Below are 21,762 nucleotides of genomic sequence, written 5' to 3'. Positions count from 1 at the left end.
GAATGACCACCACCTTGCCCGAGACCACCCTCCACCACCCCACGCCGGCACCCGCCGTCGTTCCCCCGCCCACGCGCCGGCCCCGGCGCGTCCTGGGGCTGTTGCGCCGCACCGGGCTCCGCATCCTCTCGGCGCTCGGGGTCATCTGGGCCGCTGCGACCTTCACCTTCTTCATCCAGGCGCTGCTGCCCGGGGACCGCGCGACGCTGCTGCTGAACCAGCTCACCGGCCAGATCCAGGAACGCACCGCCGCCGAGCTGGCCCCCATCAACGCCAAGTACGGGTTCGACGAGTCGCTGCCCGTGCAGTACCTGCACTTCCTCACCGGGCTGCTGCGCGGTGACCTGGGCATGTCCTACCAGCTGTACAAGCCGGTCACCGAGGTCATCGGGGACCAGGTCCTGCCCACGATCGTGCTGACCTTCTCGGCGCTGGCCGTCGCCTGGGTGATCGCCACGATCTTCACGATCGCCACGGTGCGCCGGGCCGGCTGGCTGTCCTCGCTGGCCGCATCGATCGAGGCCTTCGCCGCCGGGCTGCCGCAGTACTGGCTGGGGGTGATCCTGCTGGTGGTCTTCGCCCTGGGGCTGGGGGCCTTCCCCATGGTCGGCGGCACCGGATTCGATTCCCTGGTGCTCCCGGCCCTGACGCTCGGCATCCCGTTGGCCGGGTTCCTGGGCCAGACCATCCGCAGCGAGTTCGCCAGCGCCCTGGACCAGCCGTTCACGTTGACCGCCAGGATGCGCGGGATGGGAGACACCCAGGTCAGGCTGCGCCATGTGCTGCGCCATTCGGTCCTGCCGGGCATCACGCTCAGCGGCTGGGCGATGGGAGCCCTCTTCTCCGGTGCCGTCATCGCCGAGAACATCTTCTCCCGCCCGGGCCTGGGCAAGGTCCTGGTCACCGCGGTGAACAGCCGCGACCTGCCCGTCGTCTGCGGGGTCGTGATCCTGGTGGCCGTCATCTACGTGGTGGCCAACCTGCTGGTCGACCTCGCCTACACCCTGATCGACCCAAGGATGAAAACCGCATGAGCACCCTCCAGATCCCCACCCCCTCCCGGACCGCCGCCGCGGGGACCACCGGGCGCCTGCCGGCGCTGCTGCGCCAGGTGCCCCTCGGCACCGTGGTGGCCACCGCCGTCGTCCTCTTCTTCGCCGTCGCGGCCCTGGCACCCGGGCTGCTCACCGGCGGTGACCCGTTCGCGATCGACCTCGGCGCCGCGCTGCAGGGCCCCAGCGCGCAGCACTGGTTCGGCACCGACCAGTCCGGGCGCGACCTCTACACCCGGGTGGTCTACGGCACGCGCGAATCGCTGCTGATCGGCCTCGGTGCCACGGCCCTGGCCGTCGGGATCGCCGTGGTCCTGGGCCTGGCGTCCGGGCTCGGTGCCCGCTGGGTCGACGGGCTGGTCAACCGCGGGCTCGAGGTGCTCTTCGCCTTCCCCGTGTTGCTGCTGGCGATGCTGTTCGTGACCATCTACGGGCCCAGCGTCACCACGCAGGTCATCGCCGTGGGCCTGGGGACGGCCCCCGGGTACGCCCGCATGATCCGCGGCCAGGTCCTCTCGGTCCGCACCTCCGGGTACGTGGAGGCGGCGCACGCACTCGGCCACGGCAGGGCCCGGATCCTGCGCCGCCACCTGCTGCCCAACGCCACCCGGCCGCTGGTGGCCGTGGTGGCCCTGGGGGTCGGCCAGTCGATCGTGTGGGCCTCGGGGCTCGCGTTCCTGGGGCTCGGCGTGGCCCCGCCCTCGCCGGAGTGGGGTGCCCTGCTCGACGCCGGCCGCCTGTTCATCACGCACGCCTGGTGGCTGGAGGTCATGCCGGGCCTGGCCATCGTGGCCCTGGCGCTGGCCTCCACCACGCTGGGCCGATTCCTGCAATCCAACCTCGAAGGGGCACGACCATGACCACCACCGCCATCCCGACCGAGACCACCGCCACCCCGGCTCCCCCGGCGCCGGCACCGCGGCGGCTGCTCGCCGTGGAACACCTGGACGTGTCCTTCACCTCAGGGCGCGGGCGATCGGCGCACACCACCCACGTGGTCAAGGACGTGTCCCTGACCTTGGAGGCCGGGCGGTGCCTGGCCATCGTCGGGGAATCGGGCTCCGGCAAATCGGTCACCGCCCGCACCCTCGTGGGGCTTCCCGGTGCCGGGGCCCGGGTGGCGGCGGACCGCCTCGAGGTCGCCGGGCACCAGGGCCTGGGCCGCTCCGAACGGTTCTGGCGGCGGATCCGCGGGGCGGACATCGGGTTCCTCCTGCAGGACGCACTGGTCTCGCTGGATCCGCTGCGGCCCGTGGGCCGGGAGATCGAGGAGTCGCTGCGCCTGCACGGCGCCACGCACGCTGCGGATCGCCGGGCCAAGGTGTTGGAGCTGCTGGCCAGCGTCGGGGTCCCGGAGCCGGAGGTGCGCGTCCTCCAACGCCCGGACCAGCTCTCCGGCGGGTTGCGGCAGCGGGCCCTGATCGCCTCGGCCATCGCCCTGGACCCCGCACTGGTCATCGCCGACGAGCCGACCACGGCCCTGGACGTCACGGTCCAGGCCCAGGTGCTGGACCTGCTGGCCGGCATGAAGGAGGCGGGAACGGGGATCGTGCTGATCAGCCACGACCTCTCGGTGGTCGCCCGGATGGCCGACCACGTGGCGGTCATGCAGGGCGGGGCGATCGTCGAACAGGGCCCCGTGGCCCAGGTCCTGGGCGATCCGCAGCACGAATACACCCGGGCGTTGCTGGATGCCGTGCCCTCCTCCCACACCCGCGGCGTCCCGCTGACCAGCGCCGGCCGGGAGGCCTTGTCCGGCACCGCGGGTCGGGAGCGGATCGAGCGCGGTGCCGACGCGCCAGCCGTCCTGAGCGCCGAACACCTGGTGAAGACCTACCCGGGCCCCGGCGGCCGGCGCAGCACCGTGGTGGATGATGTCTCCTTCGAGCTGCGTGCCGGCGAAACGCTGGGCATCGTGGGCGAATCGGGTTCGGGCAAGAGCACGACGGCGAAGATCGCCTTGGCGATGCTGGAACCTGATTCCGGGCGGGTGCTGCTCGACGGGCAGGCGTGGACCGGGCTGACCACCGCCCAACGCCGTCCGCGCCGGCGGACCGTCACCGCCGTCTACCAGGACCCCCTGGGTTCCTTCGATCCGCGCTGGAACGCCGAGCGGATCCTGCTCGACGCCCTCGACGCCGGCGCCTACCCCACCTCGTCTGCCCGGCGGGCACGGATCGTGGAGCTGGCCTCCGCCGTCGGACTGGCCGAAGAGCACCTGGCCAAGCACCCGCTCCAGCTCTCCGGCGGACAACGCCAACGCCTGGCGATCGCCCGCGCGCTCGCCCCCGAACCGGAGGTGATCGTGCTGGACGAGGCGGTTTCCGCACTGGATGTCTCGGTCCAGGCGCAGGTGCTGGACCTGCTGGCGGACCTGCAACAGCGCTTTGGTCTGAGCTACCTGTTCATCTCCCATGATCTGGGCGTCATCCACCACATGAGCGACCGGGTGCTGGTGATGAAGGACGGCCGGGCAGTGGAGCAGGGGGATGCGGACCAGGTCTTCACCGACCCGCAGCACCCCTATACCCGCGAGCTGCTGGCCTCGTTGCCGCGGGTGGACGCCGGGGACCGGGTCAGCTGACGGAAAGCATCCGTCCGCACCCCTCCACGAGGCGCTCCACCAGGTCCGCCGGGGCATCCTCGGACCACAACGCCATGAGCTTGCGGGAAAGCTGCAGCTCGGGGACCTGGACGGCGACCACTCCGGGCGGACGGGCGGTCATGGCCAAGTGCGGAACCATGGCCGCCCCGTGCCCCGCAGCGACCAGGCGCAGGGTGGCGTTGAAGTCATCGCTGGACGCGACGATGCGCGGGTGGATGCCCGCATTGGCCAGGACCGCGTCCACGACGGTCGCGTCGCTTGAACCGCGCTGGTGGATGACCCAGGGCATCGCCCCCAGCTCGCCGAGGTCCAGGCGCTGCCCTTCCTCGTGGCCCGCTGCGGCCGGGACCACCACCCGGAAGGCGTCGTCGGCGAGCCACTGCCGCGTGACCCCCTGCGGGAGAACCAGACCCGACTCCCCCACCTGGTAGACCAGCGCCGCGTCGAGTTCACCGCCGGCCCTCAGCCCGGGGACGACGGCGCTGGGCTCACCGATCGAGATCACCATCTGCGCACCGGAGCCGGTCCACGCCTCGGATTCCAGGAATCCCGCGAGCACGAAGGTCGCCGCCGACGGGAAGACCCCGACCCGCAGTTCCCGGTTCCCCGGCTCGTGCGCGGCCGCCCCCGCCGCCAGCAACCCCTCCACATCGCGCAGCAGCTTCAGCGCGTGCCGGCCCATCGCGAGCGCAGCCTGGGTGGGTTGGACGCTGCGCGCACTCCTGACGAACAGCCGCATCCCGGTGTCACGCTCCAGTGCCGACATCTGCTGGGACACCGCCGAGGCCGTATAACCCAACCGGTTCCCGGCGGCCGTGAAGGAGCCCAGCCGGAGGACTTCGGCCAGCGTGCGCAGGTGCGTCAGATTGAGCATTAGCAATCCTTGAACTCAGTGTGTCAAACGGTCAGGTGACTTACATCATATGCCCGGCATTCCTCCCCTAGAGTTAGCGGCACGACCGACAAGAAGCTCCGGATGCTGCAGGGGAACACCTCCCCTGATCCGCGCGCGAATCTCCACAGAGGATTAGGAATGCTTGAGCAACACCTGTACGTCAACGCCACGTTCCACACCCAATGGGCCGGGGTGCCCCGGGCGACGGCGTTGTGGACGCGCGGTGAGCGGATCCTCGCTGTCGGGTCGCCGGAAGAACTCAGGGCACACCTCACCGGCCCCGTGGAGACCGTCGACCTGGGCGGCGCCACCGTCATCCCGGGCCTCACCGACGCCCACATCCACACCGCCAACTACGCCCGTGAGATCTCGGCGCTGGACCTGCGCGGGACCACCAGCCTGCCCGAGGCGTTGGCACGGATCCGCGCCCATGCCGCCACCCTGCCGGACGGCGCCTGGATTTTTGGCGGCCGGTGGGATTTCAACGCCTGGGACGTCCCCGTCCAGCCGGATCGGGCGGCCCTGGATTCCGCCACCGGCTCCCACCCCGCAGCACTGCCCAGCGTCGATGGCCATACCGTGTGGGCGAATTCGGCGGCGCTCGCCGCCGTCGGGATCGATGCCCGCACCCCGGATCCGGTCGGCGGGGAGATCGTCCGCGGGCCGGACGGGGAACCCACCGGGATCCTCCGCGAATCCGCCCACGCGCCCCTTGCGGAGATCATGCACGGCGGCGCCGCCGGCGACCTGCACTCCCAGCTCGACCGCGCCCAGCACCGGCTCCTGGCAGTGGGGCTGACCGGCGTCCATGACTTCGACGGCGATGAATGCCGTGCCGCCTACGCATCACTGCGCGCCGAGGGGAAGCTGCGGCTGCGGGTCCACAAGTCCATCCCGGCCACGTCCCTGGAACGCGCCATCGACGCGGGCTGGGCGACCGGGGACGGGGACGCCTGGCTGCGCACCGGCCCGGTCAAGCTCTTCTCCGACGGCGCCCTCGGTTCCCACAGCAGCCACATGGGCCATCCCTTTCCCGGCGAGGACGGGAACACCGGGATCGAGGTCACCCCCTATCTCGAACTGCTCGCCCTGGTCCGCCGCGCCGCCGGCGCCGGGATCGCCGTGGCCACCCATGCCATCGGCGACCGGGCCAACCAGCTGGTGCTCGACGCCTACCAGGACCTGCTCCGCCACCCGTTGGACGCCGCCCCCGGCCGGCCCGGCAGTTCGCTGCCCACCCACCGGCCGCTGCGGCACCGCATCGAACATGCCCAGCACCTGCGTCCCGAAGATGTCCAACGGGTGGCCGGCCTCGGCGTCGTGCCCTCGATGCAGCCCACCCACTGCACCACCGACATCCCGCTCGCCTCCACGCTGCTGGCCGATCGCCAGCTGGCCTCCTACGCCTGGCGGTCATTGATCGACGCGGGGGCGTGGCCGGCCTTCGGCTCCGACGCACCGGTGGAACTGCCCCACCCGTTGCACGGGATCCACGCCGCCGTCACCCGCCAACGCCACGACGGCGAACCCGCCGGAGGGTGGCAGCCCGGCGAACGCATCACGGTGGCCGAAGCGATCGCGGGCTTCACCACCGGGGCGGCACGCGCCTCCGGGGAGGAAGCCCTCAAGGGCCGCCTGCGCCCGGGAATGCTGGCCGACTTCACCGCGCTGGCCGCCGACCCCCATGCCGTCGACCCGCGGGACCTGCGCGAGCTGCCGGTGACGGCCACCGCCGTCGGAGGCACCCTGCGCTACCGCAATGACTCCTGACCGTCTTCCCACCCATCCACCCACGCACGACCATCCACCGAGGAGAACACCATGAACACCACGCTGTTCCGCAAGCTCCGCACGGGGGCCCTGGCCTCCGCAGCCCTGCTCGCCGTCCTGTCCACCACCGCCTGCGGCGGCCAGTCGCTCTCCGGCAACGACGACGCAGCCGCGGCCGACCCCTCGGCCTTCTCCGCCGCACCCGCGCCAACCGAGGACCTCGCGGCCCAGGCGATCGACGCCATCAAGCCCGACGCCGAACTGGCCAAGATGCTTCCCGATTCAGTGCGCACCAAGGGCCTGCGCATGACCACATCGGAGGGCTACCCGCCCATGGAGCTCTTCGCGAAGGACGGCAAGACCCTCATCGGTGTGGACCCCTCGCTCGGTCGGGCCATCGCCAACAAGCTCGGCGTGAACATCAGCATCAAGAACGAGGACTTCAACGCCCAGATCCCCGGCATCACCACGGGCCGGTACGACATCATCATGTCCTCGATGACCGACAACGCCGAGCGCCGCGAGACCGTCTCGTTCGTCGACTACGTCCAGTCCGGCAACGGCTGGGTGGTGAAGAAGGGCAACCCGGCGGGCCTGGGGGAGCCCATGACAGCGTGCGGAAAGACGGTATCCGTCGTCGACAACGGATCCTCGCTCGCCCTGGCCCAGCAGTTCGACAAGGACTGCACCGCGGCCGGGAAGGACGGGGTGAAGATCCTGAAGTTCACCGGCGACCAGGACGCCATCCTGCAGGTGCGCAACGGCCGGGCCGACGCCGGCATCAACGACTACCCGGTGGCCGCCTACCGCGCCCAGACCTCCAAGGACGTGCTGGAGGCAGTGGCCATCCCCGGCGACGAGAGCGTATGGGGCATCGCCATGAAGCAGGACGCCACCGAGCTCTCCTCGGCAGTGCAGAAGGCACTGCAGGAACTCATCGACGACGGCAGCTATGCCAAGATCCTCGATGCCTGGAACGTGCAGAAAATGGCCCTGGAGACCGCGACGATCAACGACGGGAAGTAGGAGGACGCCATGAGTGCGGCCACTCGACGCAACCACCGGCCCACCCAGCTCAGCGGCCCCGACGGCGCCACCGTGCCCGTCGTCGCGCTCAAGCACCGCGAACGCTGGGTCCTCGGCGCCCTCGCAGCCGCCGTGTTCCTCTGGCTGGCCTACACGATGGCCACCAACCCCAACATCCGCTGGGGCAAGGTCGCCGAATACCTGTTCTTCCCCAAGATCATCGACGGCATCTGGATCACCCTGATGATCTCCGTGCTGGCCACCGTCCTCGGGCTGGTCCTGGGCGTGGTCCTGGCCGTCATGAAGCTCTCGGTCAACCCGGTCCTGAATTGGCTCTCCACGCTCTACATCTGGTTCTTCCGCGGAACCCCGGTGCTGGTCCAGCTGATCTTCTGGTACAACTTGGCGTTCCTGTTCCCGACGCTGGTCCTCAAGATCCCCTTCACCAACATCGGGTACCTGTGGAACACCAACGACGTGATGACCGGCTTCACCGCCGCCTTGCTCGGCCTGGGACTGAACCTGGCCGCATACTTCGCCGAAACGGTGCGGGCCGGCATCCAGGCAGTGGACACCGGACAGACGGAGGCCGCCTACGCGCTGGGCATGACCCCGGGCAAGCGCATGCGCAAGATCGTCCTGCCACAGGCGCTGCGCATCATCATCCCCCCGACGGGCAACGAGTTCATCTCCATGCTCAAGACCACCTCGCTGGTCTATGTGGTCGCCGGGAACGACCTGATGACCAACGCCAGCCAGATCTACAAGCAGAACAACCTGATCATGGAACTGCTGATCGTCGCCTCGCTCTGGTACATGGTGATGACGGCCATCGCCACGTTCTTCCAATCCAAGCTCGAAGCACACTACGGCGCCGAGGCCGTGCGCCTGGTGCGCAAACCCGGCGTGCTGCTCAAGACCGTCAGCGCCGCGAAATCCGGTGCCCCGCGTGGCGACGATGATGTCGCCGCCGCAGGAAAGGACCTCTCATGAACGCCCAACCCATCGAGCACGGAACGCTCCACGTCCAGGCCAGCGGGGTGACCAAGTCCTTCGGCAGCCACCAGGTGCTCACCGGCGTCGACTTCACCGTCGGCTCCGGGGAGGTCAGCTGCATCGTCGGCCCCTCGGGATCCGGGAAGTCGACCTTCCTGCGCTGCCTGAACGCACTGGAGACATACGACGACGGCACCCTGTTGGTCGAAGGCCGGCACGTCGGGTACGAATTCCGCGACGGACGCTACTACGAATGGAACACGAAGCAGTTCGCCGCCTTCCGCTCGCGCATCGGGATGGTCTTCCAGCGTTTCAACCTCTTCGGGCACTTCTCCGCGGAGGAGAACGTCGCCTGTGCCCTGATGGAGGTACGGGGATTCCCCAAGGCGAAGGCACGCTCGCGTGCCCTGGCCGAACTCGAACGCGTCGGGCTGGCCGGGCACTCGCACAAGCGCCCCCACCAGCTCTCCGGCGGCCAGCAACAGCGCGTGGCCATCGCCCGCGCGCTGGCCATGGACCCGGAGATCATGCTCTTCGACGAACCGACGTCAGCGCTGGATCCGGAGCTGGTCGACGAGGTGCTCGAGGCGATGAAGGCGCTGGCGCGCGCGGGCATGACGATGGTGGTGGTCACCCACGAGATGGGTTTCGCCCGGGAGGTCGCGGACACCGTGCACTTCTTCGACGAAGGGGCCATCGTCGAATCCGGTCCGCCGGCCGAGGTGCTGGCCAACCCGCAGATGGACAGGACCCGGGCCTTCCTGGCCAAAGTGCTGTGACCCGCACCGGTCCGCAGGCGGGTCGCGGCACGGCCCGCGGACCGGCCGTCAGCCCAGCAGTGACCCGATGGACGCAATGAACCCACCCAGCAGGAAGGCGCTGATGCCGATGACCAGCGGCCGGTTGTCCATCGTCGCGCCCTCACCGAGCGCATGATGGGTGACAGCGTGCCCTTTGCCGCGGCGCAGCAGGGCCCGGTTGACCGGCCAGGCAACGAAAAACGCGACGGTCAGGGCGATCGCCATCGAGACCCAGAAGATGGGGTTGAGCAAACCGGCGTCCATGGCCCCGGGAATGACCAGCATGACCAGGTTGTCCACGATCTCCATCGTCACGATGGACAAGGTATCGGCGGCTAGAACCAAGCCCAGGGCGGCGGAGAGGGCGATCCCACCGCGCACCAGGGGCAGTGCCGACAGCGAGTACCCGAAAATGAAGGCCAGTACGATCGACAGGACCGTCGTCGGCAAGTTCGCCCAGCCGGCGGCGGTCCCCACCAGCAGGCCGATGATCTCCCCGATCGAGCAGCCGGTCAGGCAGTGCAGCGTCGCGCCGACTGCCATGCCCGACATGTCATGCCCGTGCCCCGCGCCGTGTCCGTCGTGCCCGGCTTGTGCAGGGTCGTGCCCTGCGTGCTCCCCGCTCATGTCGTGATCCAACGCAGTCCTCCTCGATTCGTCCGTCAGTTGGCGGGCCGGAGCTCTTCCTCGGCAACCCATTTGTGGTTCTTCATCGTCATGCCGTCCGCCTGGTAGTCGACCATGTAGACGGTACCCGTCCACACCCGGGCGATCTTCGCCGTCGCGCCCTTCATCCCGGGCATGTGGTCCGCCGTCATGACTGCGGTGTCCCCGGCCTCCAGCTGCTGGTCGCCCGAGTCCCGTAGTTCCTCCTGCACGACCCATTTGTGGTCCTCGACCTCTGGGCCGCCATCCGTCGGCGTGTAGTCGACGGCGTAGGCGGTCGTCGTGAAGGCGCCCGAGATGGTGGCGGGCGCGTTCTTCATGCCCGGCATGTGGTTGGCCTCCAAGGTGACCTTGGCCCCGACCGGGAACCGGGGATCTGCCGCCTTCTCGATCCCCTCCGGCACGGGTCCACCGTCCATGGCGTGGCCGTGGGCGGCCGAGCCGGAGGAAGCCGGCGACGACGGCATCGAGTGTTCCGGACTCGACGGGTGGTGGGCACCACCGCCTCCCGCAGCGCATCCGCTCAGCGCTAGAACGGCTACGGCCGTTGCAGTGGCCATTCGGATTCCCGGCGAGGTCTTCATGCATTCTCCCTAGCTTCGACGTCACGACGAAGATACCCCTAGGGGGTATGTAGGGTCAAGAATGCACGTGGCTGTCGCGAGGCACATCACGCCTAAACTAGTTGTCCTGAGGCAACCATTTCTCATATAGTTGTCTCAGAACAACCATCCCCTTCTTCTCCATGGAGCCCCCTTGTCTTCAGTTTCCACCCCGGAGCGCACGGCATCGCTGTCCGATTCCGGCATGACCCACCGGCAGGTCATCCAGTCGCTGACCGGCCTGCTCATGGGCATGTTCGTCTCGATCCTGGCCGGGACCGTCGTCTCGACGTCGCTGCCCGTCATCCTCTCCGACCTCAACGGCAGCCAGACAGCCTACACCTGGGTCGTCACCGCCACCCTGCTGGCCACCACGATCTCCACCCCCATCTGGGGCAAGCTCGCGGACCTGAGCAACCGCAAGGTGCTGCTGCAGCTCTCGCTGCTGATCTTCGTGATCGCCTCGGCCATCGCCGGGTTCTCGCAGGACACCACGATGCTCATCACCATGCGTGTCTTCCAGGGCCTCGGCGCCGGTGGCCTGACCGCCCTGAGCCAGATCGTCATGGCCGACATCATCTCCCCGCGCGAACGCGGCAAGTACATGGGCCTGTTCGGCGCCGTCATGGCCCTGGGCACCGTGGGCGGGCCGTTGATCGGCGGCTTCATCACCGACTCGATCAACTGGCGCTGGAACTTCTTCATCGCCCTCCCGTTCGCCGCCGTCGCGATCATCCTCATCCAGAAGACCCTGCACCTGCCGGCCCAGGCCAAGCGCAAGGTGAGCATCGACTACGCGGGCATCGTCCTGCTCTCCACCGGCGTCGCCCTGCTGCTGATCTGGGTCTCCCTGGCCGGCAAGGACTTCGAGTGGGCCAGCGCCACGACCGCCTGGATGGTCGGTGGCGCCGTCGTCGCCCTGGCCGCGTTCGTCATCGCCGAGTTCAAGGCCTCCGAGCCGATCATCCCGCTGACCATGTTCAAGAACCGCACCTTCACGCTCAGCGTCGTCGGCTCGATCTCCGTCGGTGTCTCGATGTTCGGCACCTCCGTCTTCCTGGCCCAGTACATGCAGCTGGCCCGCGGTGCCAACGCCACCCAGTCCGGCCTGATGACCATCCCGATGATGGCCGGGCTGCTGATCGTCTCCACCGTCGTCGGTGCCCTGATCTCCCGCCGCGGCAAGTGGAAGGCCTACATGGTCATCGGCTCCGTGCTGCAACTGGCGGGCCTCTACCTGCTGGGCACCATCCACTTCGACACCGACTTCGTGCTGGTCTCGGCCTACATGTTCATCCTGGGCGCCGGCCTGGGCATGGTGATGCAGAACCTCGTGCTCGTGGTGCAGAACGCCGTCGTCCCCGCCGAGATCGGCGTGGCCTCCTCCGGCATCGCGTTCTTCCGCTCCCTGGGCGGCACCATCGGCGTCTCGGTCCTCGGCGCCATCATGGCCACCAAGGTCACCGATCTGATGGGTGAACGCGCGGCCGACCTGAAGTCAGCCATCGCCTCCCTCGGGGCCGGCGGCAAGGACGTCGCGGCGGCCCTGGCCAGCGGCAACATCCCGGCGGTCCACTCGCTGTCGGAACCGGTGCGCCTGGTCATCGAGTCCGCCTACGGCGATGCCGTGGCGCACATCTTCGCCGTCGCCGCACCGCTGAGCATCCTGACGATCCTCGCCGTCGTGTTCCTGCCCAACCTGGAACTCAGCACGCAGACGCGCCACCAGCGCGCCGAGGCCGAAGCTGCCGGCACCGACGCCTCCGCCGAGCCGGCCCACCCGGAGCTCGAAGCCGCCGAATTGCGCCTGGCCGAGGTCAGCGAAGCGACCATTGCAGTCACCCCGACGCTGGACACCGACGCCATCCCGCTCGTCAGGTCCACCACGGACGGGCACGACGGCGATGCCCAGGTGGCGCGCGACGCCGAGCTTCCCGGGACGCGAGGCTGAGATGACACTCCTGCCCGACCCGTTCGCCGCACCGGCTATTTCCCCGGAAGCCGCCCCGGCAGCTTCCGCGGGCGGAGGCGCCATGACGGCGGCGATCGGCGAGGTCGAGCGGCAGTTCGGCACCCTGATCGTCTCGGCACGGGCCAGCATCCGCAACCGCGCGGCGGCCATCCACCCGGAACTGCAGCCCACCGGCTACAAGGTCCTGACCCTGCTGGCCCAGCAGGGTGCACGCCAGCAGGTCGAACTTGCCGCGGAACTGCAGACGGACAAGGCCATGATGAGCCGCACCGTCAAGCAGCTCGGTGAGTTCGGACTGGTCGAATGCACGGCCGACCCGCACGACGGGCGCGCGAAGCTGATTTCGATCACCGAGGACGCCCGGGCGAAGTACGAGACGACGATCGCCGAATCCCGCCGGTTGCTCTATGACCGGTTGGGCACCTGGGACCAGGCCGAGGTCGAACGGTTCGCCGAACTGTTGGCCCGGTTGAACGAGACGAGCAGCGCGGGGAACACCCCCGCCTGACGCACGCCACCTTGTCGGTAGACGGGCCGTGGAACGGGTCACCCCGGTCCACGGCCCGTTGGCTTGCGGCCGGGCCGCTCCGGGCCCCACCGACGGTTTCCGCCCGCCATCTTCCCCGCCCCGGGACACAGGTGTAAAATCCGTGTCAATCGGTGGGCTGGTGCCGGAATGATCCGGCCCGCAAGCCGTCGTCGAAGGCCCGGCCATGGAACAGCTCCCCGCCACCCGTGAACTACCCAGCCGCCGGACGGTCTTGTCCGCTGCAGCCGTGGCCGGCGCCGTCATGGCCGCCTGGTCAAGCACCGCCCCGGCGGCTGCTGCGGTGACCCGCAACAAGGTCTACACCGTTTCCGGTCGCAACACCGGTTCGAGCAGCGTCTACCCCCGCAGCGAATTCCGCGGCCTCTGGGTCGCCAGCGTGGTCAACATCGACTGGCCGTCGAAGGCCGGACTCGGCGTCTCGGCGCAGCAGGCGGAACTGCGCTCGATCCTGGACCTCGCCGTGTCGCGGAACCTCAACGCGGTCCTGTTGCAGGTGCGTCCGGCGGCCGACCGCATGTGGCGGGCGACCCTGGGCGAACCCTGGTCGCGCTACCTCACGGGAACCCAGGGCAAGGATCCCGGCTACGATCCGCTGGCCTATGCCATCAGCGAGGCCCACCGACGCGGCCTCGCGCTGCACGCGTGGATCAACCCCTTCCGCGTGGCCATGGATACGAGCCTCTCCTCGCTGGTGGCCGACCATCCGGCACGCAAGCACCCGAGCTGGTCGTTTGCCTACGGCGGCCGCCGGTACTACAACCCGGGCATCCCCGCGGTGCGCACCTACATCCGCTCCGTCGTCGTTGACCTCGTCAAACGCTATGACGTGGACGGCATCCACTTCGACGACTACTTCTACCCCTACCCGGTCGCCGGAGCCGGCATTCCGGACGGTGCCGCCTACGCCGCCTACCGCGGCTCGTGGACCACGGTCGCCCGGTGGCGGATCGACAACATCAACCTGTTCGTGCGCGACACCTACAACGCCATCAAAGCCGCCAAACGCCGCGTCGTCTTCGGCATCGGCCCCTTCGGGATCTGGCGCAACCGGAGCAGCACGCCCCTCGGCTCCGCCACCAGCGGGCTGGAGAGCTACACGGCGCTTTACAGCGACACCCGCCGCTGGGTTCGCGACGGCTGGGTGGACTACATCCTTCCCCAGCTGTACTGGTACCAGGGCTACAAACCGGCGGACTACAACGTCCTCGTCAGCTGGTGGGCCAAGCAGGTGTCCGGCACCCCCGTGAAGCTCTACACGGGCGAGGCCGCCTACAAGGTCGGGGACGCGACGACCGCCGCCTGGCGGGACCCCAACGAGCTGCGCGACCACCTCGCCAAGGGCCGCTCCCTCGCGGCGGTGCGAGGCCAGGCGTTCTACAACACCACGGCATTCCGGGCGAACAAGCTCAATGCCATCGGCATCCTCAAGGCACGCCACTATGCAAGGCCGGCCCTGCCGGTGCCCTTCACCCAATTGAACGCCACCCGTCCCTACACGCCCGTCATCACGAAGGCGGTCCGCGAAGGCAGCGGAATCCGGCTCACCTGGCTCTCCAGTTCCAACGGCGAACCGATCAAGCACATCGCCATCTGGCGGTGGGAATCGACCGGCCCCGTGGTTCCCTACATCCAGTCCACCGCCACGAACCTGCGCGCGGTACGACGCCGGACGACGGCGGCCCAATCCTGGCTCGACACCGGAGTGGTCCCCGGACACACCTACTGGTACATGATTCAGTCAATCAGCCAGACGGGGACCGACTCCTCCCGTGCCACCGCGATCTTCATCCGCGCCTGAGCACCCGGACGCGGCGGCCGGGGCTCAGGGGCATCCCCGTGCACACCAGGCTGTCGCCGTGATCTCCAGCGGCCCGGCGGGCAGCGCCTCCGCACAGCGGGCCTTCAAGGCCTCGCGCCGTTGCGGTGACAGGGCCTGCACATAGGCCCCCGCGGGCCCGACCCCCAGGGTATAGGGCTCCCACCACTCGGCGAACGAGGCAAACGGCACCGTGACCGTCAGCGGCGCGGCCTCGACGGCACGCAGTCCCGCCGCGGCCATCAGCCCGGCCAGCTGGCCCTCCGAGGTGCCCGGCAGGTCCGCCTCGCCCGCCGCCGCGGGGTCCTGCTCGCGCACGGCATCCCAGAACAGGGCCAGCGGTCCGGTACCACCCGCGTGATCCCACACTGCGGCCGCGACGACACCACCGGCCCTGGTGACCCGCATCAGCTGGGCCAGCCCGCCCACGGGATCGGCCATGAAGTGCACGACCAGCTGGGCGAGGGCCACGTCAAAGACCCCGTCCGGGTAGGGCAGTTCCTCCGCGGTTCCCGTCCGGACGTCGATGCCGGGCCATCGGTTCCGGACGGACGCGCCAAACGGAACCGAGGGGTCGATGGCCGCCACCGCGTCGATCCCCAGGCGCTCGACCAGGCGCGCCGTGAGCGCCCCAGGCCCGCAACCGACGTCGAGTGCCCTGTGGCCGGGCCGTACGCCGGCGAAGTCGATGAAGGTCTCCGCCAAGGGCTCCGAAAAGCGCCCCATGAAACGGCCGTAGCTTTCCGCGGCGACATCGAACATCATGGCACCCCGTACTTCCGTTCCACGGCAAACTGCAGGGGCTCCAGCTCCGCACGTCGGCGGACCAGCTCGAGGGCATGCTGGTCCAACCGGCGGTCCTCGTCGCTGGCGAGCACCAGCTGGGGAACCGCCGACGCCCGCCCCGCATCGTCGCGGCACACGAAGATCGTCATGCACTGGGTCGTTTCCCGCCAGTCGTCCGAACGTGGGTCGCGCGCCCTGACGTGCACGGCGATGTGCATGCTGTGCGGACCGGTGTGGATCATCCGCGCCTCGAGTTCGACGACATCCCCGATGTGGATCGGGTTCAAGAAATGGATGCCGCCGGAGTAGACGGCCACGGCGTCATCTCCACACCATCCCATCGCACAGGCCCGGGCCACCTCGTCAATCCAGCGCATGACGATCCCGCCATGGGCATTCCCGCCCCAGTTCACATCGGAGGGTGAGGCGAGGAACCTGAACTGTTGCCTCGGCGTCGTGCCCGCCTCCGTGTACTGCTGGGCCCGCATGAGGTCGCGGATGCCCGAGCGGGCCACGACACGTTCGTCCGTCCCCCGGGAAAGCTGCTCCGATTCGACGTCGGAGGGTTCCCAGTGCGGAACCGGCGTGGGGCGGCGTTGCTCGTCCATCGCGACGAAGGCCAGGATGCAGTCCATCGCCGGGCGGAAGACCCGCTCGCGGACGTCGGCGGCATCGACGGTGACCACCACCTGCATGCTGCTGCGTCCGGTGTGCACGATGCGCGCCGTGACCTCGATGAGGTCGCCGTTGCGGATCGGGCGGGTGAAGTGCACGTTCCCGACATAGGCCGTGACGCAGTAGCCGCCGCTGTAGCCCACGGCGCAGGCGTATCCGGCCTTGTCGATCCACTCGAGCACCCGCCCTGCTTGGACGGTCACCCCGTCTTCGGACACATCGGTGGGTGCGGCCAGGAACCGCAGCGTCATCACGTCGTTCATGAGGACATGTTAGCGACGGCTCGCGTCCCGTCAGTGCTTGGTGACCTGCTCACCCCGCCCCACGAAGTGGTCCATGGTGTTGTTCACGCCCAGGAAATTGGCCAGCTTGTCGAAGAGCGGCACGGGCAGCAGACGGGCCGGCGACAGGGCGTGGACCGCGCGCGGCATGATCAGCTGCTTCTTCCCGGCCTCGATGGAGTCCAGCACCCGATTCGCCACATAGTCCTGTTTCAGGATCGGCAGCAGCAGCGGGAACTTCGTCGCCACGCCCTCGAACATGCCGGTGTCGATGTAGTACGGGCACACCGCGAGGGAGTTGACGCCGGTGTTGCCCTTGGCCATTTCGACGCGCAGCGATTCGGCGAACCCGAACGCGGCGAACTTGCTCGCCGAATAGTCGGTTTGCTTCGCCACCCCCACGAGGCCGGCGGCGCTGGACACGGTGACGACGGTTCCGTGCTGGCGTTCGATCATGCCGCCCAGGAACGCCTTGGTCACCCAGTACAGGGCCAGCACGTTGATCCGGAAGGTGCGCTCGATCGCCTCGTCGGGGGCGTCCATGAGGCGCTTGCCGGTCACGACCCCGGCGTTGTTGACCACAACGTCGACCGGGCCGGTTGCCTCCGCGGCGGCTCGGACGGCCTCGCGGTCGGAGACGTCGACGGCGAACGCCTCGGCCGCCGCGCCGATGGCGCGGACCTCGTCGCGGACGAGCTCGCCGGCGGCGGCGTCGAGGTCCCAGATGATGATCCGGGCGCCGCGCCGGGCGGCCCCGAGGGCCATGAGGCGCCCGATGCCGCTGCCCGCGCCGGTGATCAGAACGGTTTCATTTCGCAAGGGGTGACGCATGGGTTCTCCAATTTTCAGCTGAAGCGGTTGAGGATGCGGACGCCGGCGGACCGGACCTGCGACCACCGTTCGTGTCCCAGACCGGCAGGGCCTCCCACCGGGACGAGTCGTTGGGCGGCGATGGTCTGCGGCTCGGCTACCGACGACCGTGTCGTCGAAGGCGCTGCGAATGGTCGTCGAACCGAGCGTGCCGGACGAGGCGACCAACGCGGCCAACCGGTCGCCGGGACGGCCGGCTCCGTCGTGGTTCCGGAGATCCTCGGAATCAGCTGAGGGGTTCGTCCCGACGGTCATGGATGTGATGGGAGCCATATTCCTATATTGAACCACGGTTCGATATGACGCAACCGCCATGCGCCCGCCCAGCCGATACTGTGGGTCCATGGTGGGAATCAAGAAGCCCGAGGGCGAGCGGCGCAGTGACATCATCAGGGCCGCCAAGTCGGTGGCGCTGCACGGCGGCGTCGAGTCGGTGACCGTGAGGACAGTCGCGGCCGAGGCCGGGCTGTCGATCGGCCTGGTCTACTTCTACTACGACTCCAAGGAAGGTCTGCTCCATGCGCTGCTGACTCGCCTGCTGGAGACCACCTTGGACGGGCCTCCCCCGGGATTCGGCGAGAATTTACGGCCGACAGCCGCCCTCAATGCGATGATGGCCGAAGAACTCGAGGGGCTGCAGACCCAGCGCGGCGAGGTCGACCTGATCTTCCAGTTCTACTTCGCGCGCCATGCCGACGAATTTCGAAGCCCGATCAACACCGCACTCGATGAATACGCAGCCCGCATGGAACCCGTGGCGGCGCGCGTGTCCGAGGCGGCGGGCTTGGAACCGGACGCCCTGCGCTCGGTACTCGCGTCCCTGATCTACGGCGCAGCCATGGACGTCGTTCGCCGTCCGGAGGACTTCAGCGCGGCCCGGCTGCTCGGTGTCGTGGCAGGCCTCGCGGCCAGCGTTTCCCGCCACTGAACCGGCAGCCGCACAGCTCCAGCCGGCCCCCGGCACCGGAAAAGGTGCCGCGCCCCGCCGTCGTTCACGGTTTCGGCGAAATGCCCAGGTGGTGTTCGAGCACGTGTTCGGCGATCGCCATCGCCGAGGTGGCCGCCGGCGACGGGGCATTGCGCAACAGCGTGACGGCACCGACCTGGTCGACCGCGAAGTCATCGACCAGGGAACCGTCCTTGTCCCAGGCCTGGGCCCGCACACCGGCCGCAGTCTTCGCGGCGAGGTCGGAGGGGCGCAACTCGGGGACGAAGCGCCGGGCCTGCTGGAAATAGAGGGGCTTGATGAGCGATGCGGAGATCTCGCGGACGCCCATCAGCCAGTGCTGGCGGGCCAGGACCGGGGCACCGGGCCAGCGCAGGGATTCGAGGGTGTCCCGCACCGAGATCCTGCCCCACCCGTATCCCTCCCGGGCCAGGGCGGGCACCGCGTTCGGGCCGACGTGCACCTCGTCGTAGACCCCGCGGGTGAAGTGGACGCCGAGGAAGGGGAAGCGCGGGTCGGGCACCGGGTAGATCATGCCCTTGACCAGGTCCTGCCGGCCGGGCGCCATCGACCAGTATTCGCCGCGGAAGGGCAGGATCTTCGGTGACGGCGAGGCCCCGACCATGCGGGCGACGACGTCGGATTGGAGTCCGGCGCAGACGATGAGCCGGTCGAAGACGTGGGTTCCGGCGGTCGTCGAGACCGTCACCGTCCCGGTAGCCGTCGCGACGGCGGTGACTTCCTGGCCGAGCAGGATCGTGCCTCCCGCCCGACGGACATCGTCGGCCAGCGCCTCGGTGATGGCCGAGTAATCCACGACGGCGGTGTGGGGCGAGTGGACGGCGGCGACGCCGGCGACATGGGGTTCGATCTCGCGCATCTGCGAAGCGGTCAGCCGTCGGAGCCCGGGGACGCGGTTTTCGCGGGAGCGACGTTCGATGTCATCGAGTCGCGGAAGCTCGTCCTCGGTCACGGCGACCACGAGCTTGCCGAGTTCGCGATAGGGCAGGTTCCGGTCCCGGCAGAACTCGCGCGTCATCGCCCGGCCGCGGGCACAGAGCGTGGCCTTCAGGGAACCGGGCTGGTAGTAGAGGCCGGCATGCACGACGCCTGAGTTATGGCCCGTTTGGTGTGCCGCGACCCGGTGTTCCTTCTCGATGACCGTCACGTCCGCGTCCCCGATGGCCGCCAGGGCGAGGGCGATCGCGATGCCCACGATGCCGCCGCCGATGATCCCGATCCGTTCAACCATGCCACTCCCCTTCGCCGCCCGCCGTGGGCCCTGCCCGATTCTTGCACGGCGAACCCCGTTCACACGCCGGTGACGCCGTCGATCCTCTCGCGCAGGATGTCAGCATGCCCGCAGTGCCGGGCGTACTCGGCGATCATGTGCTGGTAGATCCAGCGCAGGCTCACCTCCGTTCCCATGAACGGTGCGGTGTCCGGGAGGCCGCGCGCCGCGCAGTTCGCCCGCGCCGCGGACACTTCGTCTTGCCACGCCTCGATGACCACCGCAAAGGAGGTGCCGGGATCGACCTCGAAGCCGCCGTCGTGCCCCTCCGGTGTCCTGCCACCCGGATGGATGGACGGAAGATCCTCTCCGGCGAGGACGCAGCGGAACCAGTTCCGTTCGACCTCCGCCAGGTGCTGCACCAGTCCCTGCAGGCTCAAGGCCGAGGGATCCGCCGGGGTGCTGCGCAGCGACTCGGCGTCGACTCCCTGGCAGATGAGCAGCAGGGTCGAGCGGTAGTAGTCGAGCCAGCCGTCGACGGTGTCGCGTTCGGTGGCGTTCAGGGGCGGCATGGTGCGTTCGATGGTGGTCATGGACGCCATGATGCCAGCCGGATCCGACTATCTGGACGCATCTTCAACTCGACCCACAGCACCGCGTCGACCAGGGCGCCTTGGACGGACTTGGCCTGCAGGCGTTGCATCGGCGGGACGGCGGTATCGATGCACGAGCCGACCGCCGCCGAGACGCTCCGTTCGGCGGCGGGGCGCTTGCCCTGCCCGGCCAGGACCGCCACCTGCTGGACGCCGGTCGGGCCGGCCCGGCCCGCTGCACAGTAGGCGATAGCGGCCGTGAACTTCGCGATCGGACCCGCGTCGACGCGCCCGGCCATGGTCCGGAATCCGTTGGCGTCCGCGGCGTCGTCCGGGAAGAGCTTCGCGGCACTTGCGTGGACGGTGGTCCCCGGCGCGATCGTGGCCAGGCGCTTCATCAGGACCGGGTACTGGTCCGGGGAGGCTGCCTGGGCGCCACCGGCGGCGAACAGCAGGGCAGCGATCGTGAGCAGGGCGATGGACAGGGGCTGCAGGCGTGCTCGGAAACTGATGTCGTGGGGTCCTTTCGCGGGGTTTCGTTGATCCGGTCCGGCCGGTGGCGAACCGGCCCTCCACCGAAGGTATCGCGGGACGCAGGCCCCGGGCACCCCCGGTGGTGGGCCGAGTGGCCCGCCCGCTGGTGGCCCGGACCGCAGGATCTCCGGGGCTCAGCCGTCCCGGGCCGCCAGATAGTCCCTGAGCCCGTGTTCACCTTGCCGCATCACGCGGGCATGCATCGCCGAGAACGCCGGCGCGGCGATCGGGGACAGCAGCGCCATCCAGCGTCGGGCGGGGCGGACGATCCACTGGATGTGCACCGCGGTCCGGTCGCCATCCTCCACCAGCGCGACCCTGCCGATGCCCCTCAGATCCCCCTCCGCGTCGAATTCCACGAACCGGGGCGCCTGCACCCGGGTCGGGCGGATCGTGAGGTGCAGGGTGTAGCCGGGGGCCGCGCGGAAAGCCAGGGACGCGTTGCGGCCGACCAGCCCGCCCCCGTCGGCGGTGGCGTCGACCGGTTCGGCGGCCGGCCCGTCGACCGGCCCGTCCGCGGCACATTGCGCCCACCAGTCGGGCCAGCTCATCCGCGGATCGGCAATGACGTCCCACACCCGTTGGGCGGGCGCGTGGAGACTCCAGCGGGTGTGCAGATCGTAGCGGGGCGATGCCATGCCCCAGTGTTTCGGACCGGCATCGCCCTGGCAAACGACAGCCAGGCGAAAGGTGAGGCGCATCACCTCGGACCGGCAAATCCAATCCGCACCCGTTTCCCGTTGCGAACCCCCGACATTGTGGTCCGGGGAAAACCTGCGGACCCGCCGTCAACCCAGGAGGAACCACCGTGAAGAAGAACACCGGGAACATCGCCCAGCGCCTCGCCGGAGTCGGCACCGTGGGTGCCCTCGCCGTCGGCTTGGCCGTTGTCGCAGCACCGGCAGCACAGGCCGCGCCCGCTTCCCCGACACTGGTCCAGGGTCCGCTGGTCAACGGTCCGCTGATCGAAGGCGGCCTCCTGGGCGGAGACGTCCTCTCCGGCGGCCTGCTCAACGGTTCGCTGAACCAGGTCATCCGGGACGCACTGAAGTTCGGCCAGTTCCAGTAGCCCCGGCACCGACCCCGGCAGCCCCGC

General features: G+C 69.2%; 22 protein-coding genes. 12 read left to right on the top strand and 10 right to left on the bottom strand.

Annotation, left to right across the window (positions count from 1 at the left end; translation table 11 throughout):
- Positions 1 to 2 precede the first annotated feature (2 nt).
- The 3 genes from ACN0TP_RS06785 to ACN0TP_RS06775 are packed head-to-tail and all read left to right on the top strand — an operon-like array spanning position 3 to position 3,636.
- Entirely contained in the window at positions 3 to 1,034 is a 1,032-nt protein-coding gene (locus ACN0TP_RS06785; RefSeq protein ID WP_417217979.1) for an ABC transporter permease, read from the top strand.
- Positions 1,031 to 1,912 (top strand): ABC transporter permease, encoded by an 882-nt coding sequence (locus tag ACN0TP_RS06780; RefSeq protein ID WP_417217977.1) that lies wholly within the window; start codon positions 1,031 to 1,033, stop codon positions 1,910 to 1,912. Before ACN0TP_RS06785 ends, ACN0TP_RS06780 begins: the two co-directional genes overlap by 4 nt.
- A complete protein-coding gene (locus tag ACN0TP_RS06775; protein WP_417217976.1) occupies positions 1,909 to 3,636 on the top strand; it encodes a dipeptide ABC transporter ATP-binding protein in 1,728 nt (575 codons plus the stop codon). Before ACN0TP_RS06780 ends, ACN0TP_RS06775 begins: the two co-directional genes overlap by 4 nt.
- Here the strand turns inward: ACN0TP_RS06775 and ACN0TP_RS06770 are convergent.
- Entirely contained in the window at positions 3,629 to 4,531 is a 903-nt protein-coding gene (locus tag ACN0TP_RS06770; protein WP_417217974.1) for a LysR family transcriptional regulator, read from the bottom strand. The two genes, ACN0TP_RS06775 and ACN0TP_RS06770, sit on opposite strands and share 8 nt — an antisense overlap.
- Positions 4,532 to 4,690: 159 nt before the next feature.
- Here ACN0TP_RS06770 and ACN0TP_RS06765 point away from each other — a divergent pair, with 159 nt between their 5' ends.
- Genes ACN0TP_RS06765 through ACN0TP_RS06750 form a run of 4 tightly spaced genes read left to right on the top strand, consistent with a single transcriptional unit; the run spans position 4,691 to position 9,123 of the window.
- Positions 4,691 to 6,322 (top strand): amidohydrolase, encoded by a 1,632-nt coding sequence (locus ACN0TP_RS06765; protein WP_417217972.1) that lies wholly within the window; start codon positions 4,691 to 4,693, stop codon positions 6,320 to 6,322.
- A gap of 51 nt (positions 6,323 to 6,373) precedes the next feature.
- On the top strand, positions 6,374 to 7,348 hold the full coding sequence (locus tag ACN0TP_RS06760; RefSeq protein WP_417217969.1) for an ABC transporter substrate-binding protein: 975 nt from the start codon (positions 6,374 to 6,376) through the stop codon (positions 7,346 to 7,348).
- A gap of 9 nt (positions 7,349 to 7,357) precedes the next feature.
- Positions 7,358 to 8,341, top strand: a complete 984-nt coding sequence (locus ACN0TP_RS06755; protein WP_417217967.1) for an amino acid ABC transporter permease — start codon at positions 7,358 to 7,360, stop codon at positions 8,339 to 8,341.
- The gene (locus ACN0TP_RS06750) at positions 8,338 to 9,123 is read left to right on the top strand and encodes an amino acid ABC transporter ATP-binding protein (protein WP_417217965.1); all 786 of its coding nucleotides are present in this window, start codon (positions 8,338 to 8,340) and stop codon (positions 9,121 to 9,123) included. Before ACN0TP_RS06755 ends, ACN0TP_RS06750 begins: the two co-directional genes overlap by 4 nt.
- Positions 9,124 to 9,171: 48 nt before the next feature.
- Here the strand turns inward: ACN0TP_RS06750 and ACN0TP_RS06745 are convergent, their stop codons facing one another.
- Complete coding sequence (locus ACN0TP_RS06745; protein ID WP_417217963.1) at positions 9,172 to 9,771, bottom strand: DUF4396 domain-containing protein; 600 nt, start codon at positions 9,769 to 9,771, stop codon at positions 9,172 to 9,174.
- 35 nt (positions 9,772 to 9,806) lie between these two features.
- Entirely contained in the window at positions 9,807 to 10,277 is a 471-nt protein-coding gene (locus ACN0TP_RS06740; protein ID WP_417217961.1) for a YdhK family protein, read from the bottom strand.
- A 340-nt stretch (positions 10,278 to 10,617) separates the two neighbouring features.
- Between ACN0TP_RS06740 and ACN0TP_RS06735 the strand changes: the two genes are divergently transcribed.
- From ACN0TP_RS06735 to ACN0TP_RS06725, 3 genes are all read left to right on the top strand, one after another.
- Positions 10,618 to 12,363, top strand: coding sequence for an MDR family MFS transporter (locus ACN0TP_RS06735; protein WP_417218219.1), 1,746 nt, complete (start codon positions 10,618 to 10,620; stop codon positions 12,361 to 12,363).
- A 1-nt stretch (position 12,364) separates the two neighbouring features.
- On the top strand, positions 12,365 to 12,892 hold the full coding sequence (locus ACN0TP_RS06730; RefSeq protein WP_417217959.1) for a MarR family winged helix-turn-helix transcriptional regulator: 528 nt from the start codon (positions 12,365 to 12,367) through the stop codon (positions 12,890 to 12,892).
- Between the two features lie 205 nt (positions 12,893 to 13,097).
- Positions 13,098 to 14,732 (top strand): family 10 glycosylhydrolase, encoded by a 1,635-nt coding sequence (locus ACN0TP_RS06725; protein WP_417217957.1) that lies wholly within the window; start codon positions 13,098 to 13,100, stop codon positions 14,730 to 14,732.
- A 24-nt stretch (positions 14,733 to 14,756) separates the two neighbouring features.
- Here ACN0TP_RS06725 and ACN0TP_RS06720 read toward each other — a convergent pair whose 3' ends face one another.
- Genes ACN0TP_RS06720 through ACN0TP_RS06710 form a run of 3 tightly spaced genes read right to left on the bottom strand, consistent with a single transcriptional unit; the run spans position 14,757 to position 17,323 of the window.
- On the bottom strand, positions 14,757 to 15,515 hold the full coding sequence (locus ACN0TP_RS06720) for a class I SAM-dependent methyltransferase (protein WP_417217956.1): 759 nt from the start codon (positions 15,513 to 15,515) through the stop codon (positions 14,757 to 14,759).
- Positions 15,512 to 16,474: an acyl-CoA thioesterase gene (locus ACN0TP_RS06715; protein WP_417217954.1), complete on the bottom strand. Its 963-nt coding sequence runs from the start codon at positions 16,472 to 16,474 to the stop codon at positions 15,512 to 15,514. Before ACN0TP_RS06715 ends, ACN0TP_RS06720 begins: the two co-directional genes overlap by 4 nt.
- 30 nt (positions 16,475 to 16,504) lie before the next feature.
- Positions 16,505 to 17,323, bottom strand: coding sequence for an SDR family oxidoreductase (locus ACN0TP_RS06710; protein ID WP_417217953.1), 819 nt, complete (start codon positions 17,321 to 17,323; stop codon positions 16,505 to 16,507).
- A 382-nt stretch (positions 17,324 to 17,705) separates the two neighbouring features.
- Here ACN0TP_RS06710 and ACN0TP_RS06705 point away from each other — a divergent pair, with 382 nt between their 5' ends.
- A complete protein-coding gene (locus tag ACN0TP_RS06705; RefSeq protein ID WP_417217951.1) occupies positions 17,706 to 18,290 on the top strand; it encodes a TetR/AcrR family transcriptional regulator in 585 nt (194 codons plus the stop codon).
- 64 nt (positions 18,291 to 18,354) lie between these two features.
- On the opposite strand, the gene lhgO is transcribed toward ACN0TP_RS06705, so the two are convergent.
- From lhgO to ACN0TP_RS06685, 4 genes are read right to left on the bottom strand one after another with little or no spacing between them, the layout of a single operon-like run.
- Positions 18,355 to 19,560, bottom strand: a complete 1,206-nt coding sequence (gene lhgO / locus ACN0TP_RS06700) for an L-2-hydroxyglutarate oxidase (protein WP_417217949.1) — start codon at positions 19,558 to 19,560, stop codon at positions 18,355 to 18,357.
- Between the two features lie 59 nt (positions 19,561 to 19,619).
- Entirely contained in the window at positions 19,620 to 20,132 is a 513-nt protein-coding gene (locus ACN0TP_RS06695) for a DinB family protein (RefSeq protein WP_417217947.1), read from the bottom strand.
- A complete protein-coding gene (locus ACN0TP_RS06690) occupies positions 20,129 to 20,740 on the bottom strand; it encodes a hypothetical protein (protein WP_417217945.1) in 612 nt (203 codons plus the stop codon). Before ACN0TP_RS06690 ends, ACN0TP_RS06695 begins: the two co-directional genes overlap by 4 nt.
- Positions 20,741 to 20,800: 60 nt before the next feature.
- On the bottom strand, positions 20,801 to 21,304 hold the full coding sequence (locus ACN0TP_RS06685) for a hypothetical protein (protein WP_417217944.1): 504 nt from the start codon (positions 21,302 to 21,304) through the stop codon (positions 20,801 to 20,803).
- 170 nt (positions 21,305 to 21,474) lie between these two features.
- Between ACN0TP_RS06685 and ACN0TP_RS06680 the strand changes: the two genes are divergently transcribed.
- A complete protein-coding gene (locus ACN0TP_RS06680) occupies positions 21,475 to 21,735 on the top strand; it encodes a hypothetical protein (protein ID WP_417217942.1) in 261 nt (86 codons plus the stop codon).
- Positions 21,736 to 21,762 lie beyond the last annotated feature (27 nt).

This window comes from Arthrobacter sp. (genome assembly GCF_048266065.1).
Classification (GTDB): Bacteria; Actinomycetota; Actinomycetes; order Actinomycetales; family Micrococcaceae; genus Arthrobacter_H.
This window is presented reverse-complemented; position numbering and strand designations above follow the sequence as displayed.

Excerpts from the sequence above, each read along its gene's own strand:
- ACN0TP_RS06740 (WP_417217961.1), bottom strand. The coding sequence starts at position 10,277 with ATGCCGTCGTCGCCGGCTTCCTCCGGCTCGGCCGCCCACGGCCACGCC.
- ACN0TP_RS06705 (WP_417217951.1), top strand. The coding sequence starts at position 17,706 with ATGGTGGGAATCAAGAAGCCCGAGGGCGAGCGGCGCAGTGACATCATC.
- ACN0TP_RS06750 (WP_417217965.1), top strand. The coding sequence starts at position 8,338 with ATGAACGCCCAACCCATCGAGCACGGAACGCTCCACGTCCAGGCCAGC.
- ACN0TP_RS06685 (WP_417217944.1), bottom strand. The coding sequence starts at position 21,304 with ATGGCATCGCCCCGCTACGATCTGCACACCCGCTGGAGTCTCCACGCG.
- ACN0TP_RS06730 (WP_417217959.1), top strand. The coding sequence starts at position 12,365 with ATGACACTCCTGCCCGACCCGTTCGCCGCACCGGCTATTTCCCCGGAA.
- ACN0TP_RS06755 (WP_417217967.1), top strand. The coding sequence starts at position 7,358 with ATGAGTGCGGCCACTCGACGCAACCACCGGCCCACCCAGCTCAGCGGC.
- ACN0TP_RS06770 (WP_417217974.1), bottom strand. The coding sequence starts at position 4,531 with ATGCTCAATCTGACGCACCTGCGCACGCTGGCCGAAGTCCTCCGGCTG.
- lhgO (WP_417217949.1), bottom strand. The coding sequence starts at position 19,560 with ATGGTTGAACGGATCGGGATCATCGGCGGCGGCATCGTGGGCATCGCG.
- ACN0TP_RS06785 (WP_417217979.1), top strand. The coding sequence starts at position 3 with ATGACCACCACCTTGCCCGAGACCACCCTCCACCACCCCACGCCGGCA.
- ACN0TP_RS06720 (WP_417217956.1), bottom strand. The coding sequence starts at position 15,515 with ATGATGTTCGATGTCGCCGCGGAAAGCTACGGCCGTTTCATGGGGCGC.
- ACN0TP_RS06725 (WP_417217957.1), top strand. The coding sequence starts at position 13,098 with ATGGAACAGCTCCCCGCCACCCGTGAACTACCCAGCCGCCGGACGGTC.
- ACN0TP_RS06695 (WP_417217947.1), bottom strand. The coding sequence starts at position 20,132 with ATGACCACCATCGAACGCACCATGCCGCCCCTGAACGCCACCGAACGC.
- ACN0TP_RS06710 (WP_417217953.1), bottom strand. The coding sequence starts at position 17,323 with ATGCGTCACCCCTTGCGAAATGAAACCGTTCTGATCACCGGCGCGGGC.
- ACN0TP_RS06760 (WP_417217969.1), top strand. The coding sequence starts at position 6,374 with ATGAACACCACGCTGTTCCGCAAGCTCCGCACGGGGGCCCTGGCCTCC.
- ACN0TP_RS06765 (WP_417217972.1), top strand. The coding sequence starts at position 4,691 with ATGCTTGAGCAACACCTGTACGTCAACGCCACGTTCCACACCCAATGG.
- ACN0TP_RS06780 (WP_417217977.1), top strand. The coding sequence starts at position 1,031 with ATGAGCACCCTCCAGATCCCCACCCCCTCCCGGACCGCCGCCGCGGGG.
- ACN0TP_RS06735 (WP_417218219.1), top strand. The coding sequence starts at position 10,618 with ATGACCCACCGGCAGGTCATCCAGTCGCTGACCGGCCTGCTCATGGGC.
- ACN0TP_RS06745 (WP_417217963.1), bottom strand. The coding sequence starts at position 9,771 with ATGAGCGGGGAGCACGCAGGGCACGACCCTGCACAAGCCGGGCACGAC.
- ACN0TP_RS06775 (WP_417217976.1), top strand. The coding sequence starts at position 1,909 with ATGACCACCACCGCCATCCCGACCGAGACCACCGCCACCCCGGCTCCC.
- ACN0TP_RS06715 (WP_417217954.1), bottom strand. The coding sequence starts at position 16,474 with ATGAACGACGTGATGACGCTGCGGTTCCTGGCCGCACCCACCGATGTG.